Source organism: Sphingobacterium siyangense, assembly GCF_023277505.1.
Lineage (GTDB): Bacteria > Bacteroidota > Bacteroidia > Sphingobacteriales > Sphingobacteriaceae > Sphingobacterium > Sphingobacterium siyangense.
Window position 1 is genome coordinate 429,622 of sequence record NZ_CP080574.1, and the last position, 12,564, is coordinate 442,185.

At 41.1% G+C, this 12,564-nt stretch carries 8 protein-coding genes; 2 read left to right on the forward strand and 6 right to left on the reverse strand.

Going from position 1 to position 12,564, the window contains the following annotated elements:
• Positions 1 to 7 precede the first annotated feature (7 nt).
• Both K2F45_RS01740 and K2F45_RS01745 read right to left on the reverse strand, forming a co-directional pair.
• Positions 8 to 286, reverse strand: coding sequence for a DUF4342 domain-containing protein (locus K2F45_RS01740; RefSeq protein WP_075990719.1), 279 nt, complete (start codon positions 284 to 286; stop codon positions 8 to 10).
• A 256-nt stretch (positions 287 to 542) separates the two neighbouring features.
• Complete coding sequence (locus K2F45_RS01745) at positions 543 to 2,777, reverse strand: glycoside hydrolase family 2 protein (protein WP_248932936.1); 2,235 nt, start codon at positions 2,775 to 2,777, stop codon at positions 543 to 545.
• Positions 2,778 to 3,232: 455 nt separating this feature from the next.
• On the opposite strand from K2F45_RS01745, the gene K2F45_RS01750 reads away from it, so the two are divergent.
• Together K2F45_RS01750 and K2F45_RS01755 are read left to right on the forward strand one after the other, a co-directional pair.
• Entirely contained in the window at positions 3,233 to 4,840 is a 1,608-nt protein-coding gene (locus K2F45_RS01750; protein ID WP_075990721.1) for a beta-N-acetylhexosaminidase, read from the forward strand.
• A gap of 65 nt (positions 4,841 to 4,905) precedes the next feature.
• A complete protein-coding gene (locus K2F45_RS01755) occupies positions 4,906 to 6,414 on the forward strand; it encodes an alpha-L-fucosidase (protein WP_075990722.1) in 1,509 nt (502 codons plus the stop codon).
• Positions 6,415 to 6,547: 133 nt separating this feature from the next.
• On the opposite strand, the gene K2F45_RS01760 is transcribed toward K2F45_RS01755, so the two are convergent.
• The 4 genes from K2F45_RS01760 to K2F45_RS01775 form a co-directional block, all read right to left on the reverse strand.
• Positions 6,548 to 7,192 carry an HAD family hydrolase gene (locus tag K2F45_RS01760; RefSeq protein ID WP_075990723.1) on the reverse strand — a complete coding sequence of 215 codons (645 nt, stop codon included), beginning with the start codon at positions 7,190 to 7,192 and terminating at the stop codon, positions 6,548 to 6,550.
• 186 nt (positions 7,193 to 7,378) lie between these two features.
• The gene (locus K2F45_RS01765; protein WP_075990724.1) at positions 7,379 to 8,404 is read right to left on the reverse strand and encodes an endonuclease/exonuclease/phosphatase family protein; all 1,026 of its coding nucleotides are present in this window, start codon (positions 8,402 to 8,404) and stop codon (positions 7,379 to 7,381) included.
• A 7-nt stretch (positions 8,405 to 8,411) separates the two neighbouring features.
• Positions 8,412 to 9,791 (reverse strand): DUF5689 domain-containing protein, encoded by a 1,380-nt coding sequence (locus K2F45_RS01770; protein WP_075990725.1) that lies wholly within the window; start codon positions 9,789 to 9,791, stop codon positions 8,412 to 8,414.
• Between the two features lie 11 nt (positions 9,792 to 9,802).
• Positions 9,803 to 12,520 (reverse strand): TonB-dependent receptor, encoded by a 2,718-nt coding sequence (locus tag K2F45_RS01775; protein WP_075990726.1) that lies wholly within the window; start codon positions 12,518 to 12,520, stop codon positions 9,803 to 9,805.
• Between the last annotated feature and the right edge of the window lie 44 nt (positions 12,521 to 12,564).

A 12,564-nucleotide genomic window follows, 5' to 3' on the forward strand; every position in this document is an offset into this window, starting at 1 on the left:
TTTTTACTTATTTGAGTTCGATCATCTTTTGATTTGCATTCTCTTCTTTTACTTCTTGAAGGATTGCAATTTCAATAGGTGCAATCAGACTTAAAATAATCAATGCAATGAAAGCTACAGGGAAAATAATTCCGATGATTACAGCTAATAGCAGGGAGATATTTAAGTATTCTTGTCCATTCTTGGAGGAAACTTTTAAACGGGAGCTTTTGAAGGAATCAAAAAGATCTTGAAAAACTTTAGTAATTGTTTTACTGTTGATGCTGAATGTTGTTTTAGTTGCCATGATGTTTATTTTTTAATTTTTTTATTTCTTATTTGATGACTCAAAGATAGGAAGCAAATATGGCCCTGAAGAGGGGCATTAGGCCAGTCTCGAGACAATCTCGGTAAACGACCCGCTTTTATCGGTTAATACTTTTTTGAAATTAGGGTAAGTGATATGATGATCAATATAGCCGAGGGGGATATATCCTTAAACAAAAAACAGGGGTAGCTTTTTAGGCTACCCCTGTTTTTTGTCTATTATTTTGCTAGCGTGATTATAGACCTACGTGCTCTGTTTTCGATTTTGTTTGTCCCGATGGTCCTTGTTTAAACGCTGGGTCATAGTTCCATTCAATCGTGTCGGTTAATACCTTACCGTCTTTTTGGATTACTTTTGCTTCCACAGCATTCTTTCCCGGTTTTAGCTTTACGTTTTCGAAGATGTAGTGTACATTGGTCTGACCAATTTTGGCTCCTTTGATCGTTTGCCCATTGATGATCAATGTTGGCTCACCTCTGTTCGAATAAACCGTAATAGGCGTAATTTCATTACCTCTATTGATCATACGACGCTGTGTAATATATAACACGGGTTCTTTGCTCCAATTGGCTTTGTACCAATAAAAGCCATCCTTCTTCAGTTTACGGTCAAAGGAAACCAGTCCTTTATAATTCCGGGGGTTAACGTTCAGCGCAGTAATGGGCGTGGCAAAATCGAATGTGTTCCAGACATAAGAACCTAGGAAAATTGGACTTTTGGATATCACGCCCCAATGTACTTCATGAAATTTGGTTGCATATTCTTCAGGGAAAAACGATGGATTGCTCCATTGATTTCCAAAATTTCCAACTTCTTCTGCTTGATCTTCGGGAATGGCTTCTGCACCATATTCCGAAAAGATAATCCGGTAATCTTTGAATTCTTCACTGATACGTTTTGCCCAGGAGGCGACATCATCCTCTTTATCTGATTTATCTTCCAGTTCACCATTGTACCAGCCAAAGTAATGATTGATGCCTTGTACATCTGCATTATTGTTAACTGGATGGTCGATAACATTGTAACCGCTGACAGAAACGGTATAGCGATCAGGATCTTCGGATTTAGCGAGGTCATTTAATTTGGTCGTTAGTTCGACGGTATAGGCAGAAGGAGAGTATACCTCATTGTGCATACCCCATATATAGATGGAAGGATGGTTGAAATTTTGGCGGATCAGTTCTTTCAACTGTTGTTGTGCGTTGTTGTCTTCCAAGGTGGTTACCCGATTGACAAACGGGATTTCGGCCCAGATAACGAGACCCATGCTATCGCATTTTGAATAGAAGTACTCAGACTGTTGGTAATGTGCCAATCGAATCGATGTTGCTCCCATTTCTTTGATGATTGCTAAGTCTTCGTCGTGGTCTGCATTGCTTAGGGCCGATCCTTTACCTAGTCGATCCTGATGGCGACAAACACCATATAGCGGATATTTGATATCATTTAGGAAAAATCCTTCACCGGTTCGTAATTCAAATTTACGAAGACCAAGAGGTGCTGTTACCTCATCAATTACCTGGTTGTTCTTTTTGATCTGTGTGACCACCTTATAGAGATAGGGATCATCTAAACCTTGCCATAAATGTGGACTTTTGACTAGGATTTGTTGCGTAACAGTTTGACGACCTTGCGGTAACAACGTGTACTGTGTGCTTTGTTTGGCTTTAATCGATCCGTCTTTTTCGAAAACGGTTGTCAATAACTCAATTGGTTGTTTTTTTCCGGATTTGTTGTCTATTTTTATTTTTACAGCAACATCGGCTGTTTTCTTGGAGACATTTTTTTGCGTGATATAGATTCCTTTAGCTGCAAAATCATTCACCGCAATATGGATGTCGTCGGTTACAATAAGCTCGACAGGTCTATAAATGCCGCCGTACATGGGGAAAAGGGTATGGTTAACAGGAATGACCTGTGGAGTAGCTTCATTGTTTACCTTCACCAAAATCTCGTTTTCTTTTCCAAATTGGAGCATATTGGTCAGTTCGAATACAAATGCAGAATAACCACCCTGATGTCTGCCCACGAAGTTATAATTTCCATTGCGTTTCGTATTGTCGTAGGTAATATCATTTTTGCCTTCTTTGGTAGGAAGGGGCTGATTGTTTACGTATACTTCTGTGTTGGTATTGACCCCTTCAAATCGAATGAAAATGCGTTTGCCTTTCCAAGCTGTTTCGGGAACAAAAGATTTACGATAATAAGCATCACCGGTATAAAAACGCTCATTTTTTCCTAAGCTACCGGACTTAATCTCTTTGGTCTGCATATCGTTTGCATTCCAGGTGTGCGGTAAATTGACAAGTTGCCATTTCCCTTCAAACAGTTGATTATAGTCTAATGTCGAAGTAGAAAAAGGTCCCTTTTTGAAAGTCCAGCTGGTATTAAATGGAACTACGGTTCGCGCTTGTACGTTCAATAGCAGTATTCCAATAAAGATTAAGGTATAAAAGATCTTTTTTATCATACGGTTTTAACTTAGGGTGTTGTATTTGTGTCTTCAAATATAGCTAACAAAATGATAATGACTAATTGGACTAGCCTCGGTAGAACTGCTATTCGATCTTGTTTTTAATTAATAGTGATCAAAATATCGCTATTAATAATTGTTTTTTCTTTATTCGCTTTGTTGCGTCCATCCACTACAACGTTTTCGAGATTTGCGCAAACGATTGACTATACTTAGACTACAGTAATAAATAATAAATTCTTTACCATTGCATTACAAGATAAACTGTGGACAGAACCGATATAAACAGTTCATACGATGGATTTTCGTATTCCTTTTACATCGCGTGCTGGCTGTGGTGAGCCGATTATAGCACAAACTAGGTTTGAATAATGTAGGATCGAACCTCGTTAGAAACAAATACTTTACACAAGCAGATTTAATCTGATCAGTTGAAAATAACTATAGAACGGATGAAACATAGATTAATAGGAACATTTCTTTTGGTATTCTTGACGATACAGTTTGTGGAGGCACAGGTTGCTATTATCCCACGTCCGCAACAGCAGGAAGCGCGGAAGGGGAAACTGATCCTGGGTAGAAATATAGGCATTATAAGCGATCCTTATTTTGATCCCACGATATTGTATTTCAAGAAGCTCCTACTTGGGCGTTTCGGAATTTCGGCCTATGTTGCGACCAAGGTCGACGAAGCCCAGGTTATGGTAAGCTGGGATAAAACACTTGAACATGAAGCCTATCGTTTGCAGATAGATGCTACTCATATTCGAATTTACGCTTCAGATAAATCAGGACTTGTCAATGGAATTGCAAGTTTAGACCAATTGTTGTCCGTTGCAGCCCAAAGCGGTGATCAGCGTGAGTTGGATGCTGTTGAAATTAAAGATAAAGCACAATTTACATGGCGCGGTTTTATGTTAGATGAGTCGAGACACTTCTTCGGAAAGGAAAAAGTAAAGTCATTGTTGGACTGGATGGCTTTCTATAAACTGAACAAGTTTCATTGGCATTTGACGGATGAGCCTGCGTGGCGCCTTAGTATACAACGTTATCCCTGGCTGGCTCAAATAGGTGGGATAGGCAATTATTTAGATCCCTATGCTGGAGTACAGTATTATACGCAAAATGATATCAGTGAGATTATTGCTTATGCTGATGAACGTAATATTGAGGTCATTCCTGAGATTGATATGCCTGGACATGCAACAGCGGCAAACCGCGCGTATCCGTTTTTATCGGGCGGAGGTAATGAAAAACACCCTGATTTTACTTTTCACCCAGCAAAAAATACGACATATTCATTTTTAAGCCATGTGTTGCGCGAAGTAAAAGCGCTTTTTCCTTCGACCTACATTCATTTGGGCGGAGATGAGGTTGCTTTTGGTAGTGATGCCTGGAACAATGATCTAAAGGTGCAGGAGTTAAAAAAGGCAGAAGGGCTGAAATCCAATAAGGAAGTGGAAGAGTATTTTATTCGACGTATGGCAGATTCCGTTGCCCGAATAAATGGAAAAATCATTGTTTGGGATGAGATGGTAGACGCAAAACTGAACAAAGCGCAGACTGTGATGATGTGGTGGCGCCATGATAGACCCGAACAGCTCAACAAAATTTTGGATAAAGGATATCAGGCAATTCTTACACCGCGTTTACCTTTATATTTTGATTTTGTGCAGCAGGAAAACCATCGGTATGGACGGAAATGGGGCAAAGGGTTTAACCCTATTCAAGATGTCTATAATTTTGCAGGCGAACAGTTGGATAGTTTAGGTGGTCGAAGAAAACAGATATTGGGTATCCAGGCCAATCTATGGACTGAAACCGTGACAAATACCAATCGATTGGATTATCTCGTCTTTCCGAGAATTGCGGCATTGGCGGAAGCAGCATGGACATCTGGCAAGCAACGTAATTTTGACCAATTCACTAAAGTGTTAAAGAAACATTTAGCATTGTATCGGGAACAGGGACTCTATTACTTTGATCCATTTCAGGACAGTAACCCTGAACCGGTCGTCATGAAGAAAGTACAGAAACAGTATATTGATCGTCCCGACTAGTTGCGTTTTTGTCTTTGAATAAGTTGGACTATATAGAATCGTGGTAATAAACAATTAGATAAAATATGATAAGCTATAACAGATTGATGATGCCCTTGCTCTTGGCTGGTGCGCTATTGGCCGGGAAAACTGTTTCTGCCCAATGGACTGGGCCACGCAAAAAGGTGGAGCAAAGAATTGACGTAAAATACGGGCCTTTAACACCGGCACATCGAACCGATGAAGCGATGGAACGTTTTCGGACATATGGTTTAGGACAGTTTATCCATTGGGGGCTTTATGCAATTCCTGGCAATGAATGGGAAGGAGTAAGCGCTCGTAAAGGTGCGGCCGCTTCCGAATGGATTCGTACCTGGAGTGGACCTACTGCACCAAAGGACTGGAAAAACACCTATGATAATTTATACAAGCAATTTAATCCCAAAGGATTTGACGCAAAGCTATGGGCTAAGCAGGCTAAAGAAATGGGGGCAAAATACCTGATTTTTACCACCAAGCATCACGATGGATTTGCCTTATGGCCTTCGAAGTATACAGACTATACCATTAAGAAAAGCCCTTATAAAAAAGACATCGTCAAGCAGGTTGTAGACGCTTACACAGCTGAAGGGATAGATGTGTTTTTGTATTTTTCGATCTTAGAATGGAATAATTCAAACTATATGGGTAAGGCGCCGTCTACACCGGAAGAAAAGGCAAAATTCAATAAGTTTTTGGAGTATACCCGTAACCAATTGTTGGAGCTGCTTCAAAACTATCCGCAGATAAAAGGATTTTGGTTCGATGGTACCTGGGATCAGTCCTGGATTCAGTCCTATGACTTTACCTATAAACTGGAGAAGGAACTCCGCGAGAAACACCCGGGCCTAATCATTGGTAGTCGTTTTCGAAACGATGAATTTGGAAAGCGGCATTTCGACTCGAATGGTGATATGTTGGGAGATTATGAGCAAGGCTGGGAACGCAAAATGCCGAAAGAATTTGAATGGCTAGAGGGGCGTGATTGGGATTGTGTGATGACCATCCCGCCTAACGGTTGGGGTTATATGAAAGATTGGTCGGGTATTTATACAAAGACATCCGACGATTTGATCGATATGTTGATGAATTGTGTGTCGATGAACGGGAATTTCGTGTTGAATTTTGGCCCAGATGGAAATGGTCGGATGCATCCAGGAGAGGATAAATTGGCGAAAGAGATTGGTGACTGGATCAAAATCAATGGTGAAGCTGTTTATGGTGTGAGACATGCAGGACTTGCTCCATCTAAATTGGGTTATTTTACAAAAAAAGAGGACAACCTCTATCTTACTGTCTTTAATCGACCGGTCAATAATATTGTCCGCATTGCTGTACCGAAGAATTCAGCTGAGGTTCCGGTAGAGGCTGTTTTATTGCAAAATGGTCAATCATTAGCTCTTAAACGTTCCGATATTGGTTTGGATCTTGATAAGAATACATATTATGATGTTGTTCTTCCGGCAACGTTTAGTACAGATAAAGCTTTTGTTTTAAAAATGAAGCTTGGTAGGCCAAAAGTACAGGGTGATCAACTCATGGATGCAAAAATGTAAATTTTGGCATTCGCGCGAAGGTTTTCGCGATCTCATCGGCATTTCAAATGTATATGTGCGCTATTCCAGACCACTGGGAGTGATCGAAAAAGGCGGGACTTAAATCAGTGTTGATTTAGGTCCCGCTTTTCTTTTATAGAATTTCCAACAGTTCCTGTGGATGGTGGATAATATGCTGTGCACCGTGTTGTCTTAACTCGCTCTCTTCCCGAAAGCCCCAAGTAACACCGATAGCTGTTACCCCTGCATTATTGGCGGTATCCATATCCACGGATGAATCGCCTACATAAAAGCAATCTTGTTTGCTAACACCGAGTGTTTGGATACTGTCGAAGACAATATCGGGATCAGGCTTGGCGGGGCGACCTGTTCGATGCCCCAGGACGAGATCAAATGAAATGTCGGGAAAGTATTCGGCCATCAAAGGTATCACCGCTTCATGGTATTTATTTGATGCTACCGAGATTAGATAGCCTAATGATTTCAGTTCTTGTAGTAGCGGTATAATCCCTGTGTAGGGTCGTGTATGCGATACAGGTTTTTGTTCATAATATGTCTTAAAAGCTGCAAGTAAGACTGTGATCGTCTCTACTGTCCGTGCTTCTTCGGGTAATGCCCTTTCGATAAGTTTCTGTACGCCATTGCCTACAAATTTCTTATAGGCAACGAGTGGATGCGTTGGGTATCCATGTTGTTCAAGAATAGCATTGCAGCTGTCCCCGAGGTCCTGTAATGTGTCTAGCAGTGTTCCGTCCAGATCAAATAGTATAAGCTTCATCTGATAAATCTAGTAAAAATTGCGGTTGAACCATGGTATAATAATGAGATTAAATGGTAGTTTATATCTTGTGTATAATAAAAGATTACTGAAGACTGGGGGAGATCAAAAAAAGATAGGAGCTCATATATAACGAGCTCCTATCTTTAATTCCGCTTAAGAAGAGTTAATCGGATTTCATTTATATTATTTGACCAAATAGATCAATGTTGGAAAGTGATCTGAGTAGCCATTGATAAATACTCCCCCAGAAAATGTTCGGTGCGGATAACCTTTGTTTCGACCTTCTTGTTGCACCAAAAAATCCCGATTGAAGATTTCAGCTTTGACAAAACGTAAACCCTTATTTTTATTGTCCAATAAAGGTCTGGAAATAATGATTTGATCAAAGAGATTCCATTGTCCCTGATAGCCCAGTGATCCAATGCCCTTATCGTAAAACGTCCACATGGTATTATATAAGCCCTGCGCAGGTACATCCTGCGGATTTTTCTTGGCCTTTAATACTTCCTTTACACTTTTATCTTTGGGATCATCATTTAAATCGCCCATGATAATAATCTTGGCCTCGGGGTTTTCGCGATATAACGAATCGCATATGCCTTTGGTAATACCTGCTGCAAATTCGCGAAGTTCAGAAGATTTATTGCCATAACGCGAAGGCCAGTGATTGACAATGATATGTACCGTATCTCCAGCAATCGTGCCGGATACCAATAGTTGATCTCTCGTCTTAAAGCCAGGGTTTTCTGGTAGGTTGAATGGATGAACCTTGTCATTAAAAGGCGTGAAGAATTCCGGATTGTAAAGGAACCCAACATCCACACCGCGACGGTCAGGAGAATCGTGATGAACGATCTTTAATCCCAGCTCACGGAGCTGGGGATCTCGTGTAAGATCTTCCAAAACCCGACGGTTCTCAATTTCGGCTACCCCCAGAGCAATGGGACCCAAACTAGAACTAGGTGAACCGATGGCACGAATCGCTCGTGCCATGTTTTTTATTTTTTGCTGATACTTAGCTTCTGTCCATGTATTGGCACCCTTTGGTGTAAACTCATCATCATTGATCGTTGAATCTTTTACAGGATCGTATAGATTCTCCAAATTGTAGAATGCGATGGGGTAAACCCGACGGTTGGTTTGTGCGAAACTTGTGTGTACAACAAATAAAAGGAGAAGAAAAATACAGCTGATGTGTTTATAGTTCATCTTTAATTTATTTAGTAACGATAATCGTATTGCCAGAACCGTTTCCGCCAGTTGCGCTTACGATTTTAATATTATCTAAACGGAAGCCAAAGGCATTGTCAGCGCCAGTCATTATAAATTCGACGGTACTTGTCGCTGCAGGTGTAATGTTTGGAATACTGACGGTGTAATATTTATTACGATCATCTGTTGAGTTGATCGCTACTGGTGTGCTTGGAATCGTATAAGTTGTTCCGTTGACCTTCACCTTCATAGCATTGAGGTTGGTCGCTTCACCAACATTGTAAATATTAGGAACAAGCTGGTAGCTCAATGTAAGATCCGTTTTGTTGGCCGTTTGTATTCCAGCGATTTTCAGTGTAATATCTTTGTTTGCCGTAAGCCATACTGAGGCACTGATTCCTGTCGCTGTACGAATATCTGCCGAACCACTTTCCTCGCTGTACGTCACCGGAGCTTTCATATCGAAATCGGTGAAATCTGCAATTTTAGGACGGTTGCCACTTGGGTAGGTACCATTTCCAAATGTCTCGTTGAAAATTGTTCCTCCGGTTTCAGGGTCAGTTGGTGTTGTTCCGGCGTCAGTTCCATCAAAGTCAATCACATCTGTTTTATCGCGCAGGAAGAGCTGCCAGCCTCCATTGTAACGGCCCAATATTCCGACTAATGTTCCATTCCCTTTAGGAAGAATATCTTTAGCAAAACTGGAGAAGTTACTGTTGCGGACATCCAATGTTTTGCCATTCGCATCTTTGACTACTTCGCTAACAGTCGCCGTTCCACCTGCGAAAGCATTGATACCACCATTGTTAAAACGCACATTTTTAATGATAATCAACTTGTTGACCATCGAAGCGTCTAATTTAGAAAGATCAACTTCCAATGGCGTTAAATTGGCCGCATTTGGCCATCCGTTTACTTTGGTATGCTCTTTGAAAATTTCCCAGGCGATACGGTTGGCATTTGTTCCACTGAAACCGATCTGTAGCTCACTACCATATTTCACCATGGACAGGCCTTTTAAGTTGATAAACACTTCCTGGCCTGCGCGGAAAGTTGTGTACATGCTATTTTGGTCGACTCCTAGATTGATGGCAGCAGTTTCATCCTGGATGTACAATTGTTTGTAGATATTACCCGAAATGTCGTTTCCGGTCACCAGTGCTTTAATGATCAGATCCTCATCGATTACTTTTGGATCGGTAATGTTAGCATATTTTTCTTTCAATGCGGCTATCGTTGTGTTGGCATTGGGCCCGTCATAGATCGGTTGAGTCAATAGGGGGGCTTCAGGATCACGCTTACAGGCTCCTGTAAATAAGATGAGTCCAATACAGATAACCGATAGCATCGATGTATAGACAGCTTGTATATTTTTTTTGTTCATTATTGTCGAGATTAAAATCTATAGGATACATTCATAAAACAGTTGATTCCCTGCATGTAATAATATTTGGATGCAAACTTATTTGCTGCAGTAATATCCAAACGTGCATTTTCGAAACCTCCAGTTCTGATGTTTTTGTTATTTAAGACGTTATTGACCGCTAAATTGAAGTTCATTGAATTGCGATTTTTCAGGTAAAGAATTTTACCGATTGATAGATCGACTGATGTGCTATTTTTGAACTTTTCTTGATCAGTAAGGATATGATAAGCATTATCGAGCTCTGGATCGTAAGGATTGATGGTGCTGTAGTTAGATGCCAACTGACGAAGAGGAGCTTTCGATAGATACATATCGCCAGCGTAATTTAAATTAGCGCCAAAAAACCAGTAGTTTACGAAATAACGGACTCCTAAAGTTCCTGCGGTCTGTGGCATTCCACCAACATAGTAGTTATTGAGGTACACCATCTCGCGTTCATTATTGATCAATCCATTTTCGGAGTTTTGTGCTCCCATTGGGTTGTTGCTGTAATAGTATTCAGCCTTTGTTGCTGCGAGATCAATGCTCCAATTGTTGTCAACTTTATAGGTCAATCCGAGCTCTATCCCTCTATTGACCTGGTTCATGTCTTTTAGACCATGGTTGATAAAGGTACGGGCGGCATCGTTATAGTAACTTTGTCTGCTGATGAGATCTGTAAAGTTGGTCTGAAATACCGATAAACGACCATTTAGTTTCGGCAAGGAGAAGACATAACTGATATCTGTAGAGAATATCTTGGCACTTTTGAGGTCTTCAAAAGTAAAGTCACTTACCCTTGGTGAGATATAAGCATCATTAGCCAATGGTGCTTTGGTCTGATAGCTGATTTTGGCGTTTAATAAATGACGGCCATTGAATTTGTAGGTCATTCCCCCCTTGAAAGCATAGTCAAAAAAATGGTGTTCTTGCCCTTTACCATATGAATTGGTCGGGAAGCGTCCATTTTTCATGTAGCCTACACGTTGAAAACTGGTGTAAGAAAGCTGTGTAGCGTAGAAAAAGTCGATGTTCGAATACGTGTATTCGTTTTGTAGCCATGCATTCGCAGACTTGATATTGATGTTGTAACGATATCCAAAAATATCATCTTTGCGTGCCTTAAAGTTGGGATTTAACAAGTCGTTTTGGCTCTGACCTGTATTTTGTCCAAAGTCACGTTCAGAGAATTTGTCAATATCCAGTACATATTCAGCGCCCAGCAGATCCGCTACAGTTTTATATTGTTGGGATTGTGATCCTTTGGCGCCGATACCGAGCGTCAATTTAGCATGCTCATTGATCGTTTTGTTGAGTGTTGTATTGAAACTGCTTTCCAATAGGTCGCTATGGCGTTTCTCCAACATGTAGATGGCTGCACCATCGTTGATTTTATTTTCGAGCTTGTTGACGAGGTATAAATTGTCCCAATCCACTTGCGATACTTTTGCCGATTGCCAAAGGTTGCTGTAGTATTGATTTGTGATGGAATCCGTAAAATAGCTCGGCAAATTGCGGTAATAGTCGGGTCTTGGATCCGGACCGTTGTACCAGTTTAATGCTGTACTGGCATACTTGCCATAGTGCAGCGATATACCTGTCGTTAGTTTTGTATTTGGATCGATTTTCCAGATATGTGAAAGGATTGCGGTAGGGTCATAAGCAGTGACGATACGCGAGTTCCTGATTTTTCCGTCTTGGTAGCCCCAATTGGGGTTGTATAGGTTGTTGTCGAGGAGATCATAGGCTTCCTGGAAAGAACCTGATTGTTGGCCGCGCTCTACCGGTGAACCAAAGGTGACCAGTGATAAACTATGTTTGCCTTGCTGGAATTGTTTTTCGATGGAAAGTGCGTAGGAGAAGTTTTTGTAAAATGTACCTTCAATATTTCCTTTGTCTGCATAACGACCACCGATTAAGCCTGTAAATGCCCAGCCATTGTCCATTAGTCCCGTTGAATAGCTCAGCATACCTCGGCTATAGTAATTGCGGTTGGTGTATGTGGCTGTTGCTTTTGCTCCTTTGGCGAAGGCGCTGGCGCGCATATTGATATTTTCGGAACCGCCGATGGAGCCGAATGTAAAGGTCGAGGCGTCCATAGCATTGTCTTGGTCTCCATTTCGGGTCAAATCATTGATGGCACCGATGGAAGCATAGTTGAAGACTCCGCGCAATTGGTCGTTGAAGTGTACGCCGTTGATGTATTTTTGTTCGTAGCGGTTGTTGTATCCGCGGAGGCGAAAACGGAATTGAGAGAGCTGATAACCAATTTTGTTGATGTATATGTCGTTAGAAAGGATAATCTTGGCTGCAATGTTTTGGTCGAAAGATTCGTTGTCATCATCCAATAGATCATCGGCAGCCATGCTTAGTTGTACCATGTTGTCGTTGTCGGTACTTGGAAGGACGTAGATATCGTCCATTTTGAGCAGGCCGGAGGCCGGGATCTGAACGGTAATTTTGATCTCCTGGATATTACCACCTGTGATCAAGATAGTTTCCTCACCCGAGTTTAACTTCGGTAGACTGAAGTTCCCTTTGGAATCGGTGACGACCGACTTTTGATTTTTCTCAAAGACGAGACGTACATTGGAGAAAGGTTCTTTGCTCACCTGGTTGCGGACAATACCCTGTACATTGGCCCTTTGGGCAAATATAGGTGTACTGGCAGCAGATAAGAGGGCAAAAAGTATGTATTTTTTATACATAGCTTGAGGTTAAATAGTGAAATGTATTTAGATGACAAATGCAA

Coding starts and splice junctions, on each gene's coding strand:
- K2F45_RS01740 (WP_075990719.1), bottom strand. CDS start 286: ATGGCAACTAAAACAACATTCAGCATCAACAGTAAAACAATTACTAAA.
- K2F45_RS01745 (WP_248932936.1), bottom strand. CDS start 2,777: ATGATAAAAAAGATCTTTTATACCTTAATCTTTATTGGAATACTGCTA.
- K2F45_RS01750 (WP_075990721.1), top strand. CDS start 3,233: ATGAAACATAGATTAATAGGAACATTTCTTTTGGTATTCTTGACGATA.
- K2F45_RS01755 (WP_075990722.1), top strand. CDS start 4,906: ATGATAAGCTATAACAGATTGATGATGCCCTTGCTCTTGGCTGGTGCG.
- K2F45_RS01760 (WP_075990723.1), bottom strand. CDS start 7,192: ATGAAGCTTATACTATTTGATCTGGACGGAACACTGCTAGACACATTA.
- K2F45_RS01765 (WP_075990724.1), bottom strand. CDS start 8,404: ATGAACTATAAACACATCAGCTGTATTTTTCTTCTCCTTTTATTTGTT.
- K2F45_RS01770 (WP_075990725.1), bottom strand. CDS start 9,791: ATGAACAAAAAAAATATACAAGCTGTCTATACATCGATGCTATCGGTT.
- K2F45_RS01775 (WP_075990726.1), bottom strand. CDS start 12,520: ATGTATAAAAAATACATACTTTTTGCCCTCTTATCTGCTGCCAGTACA.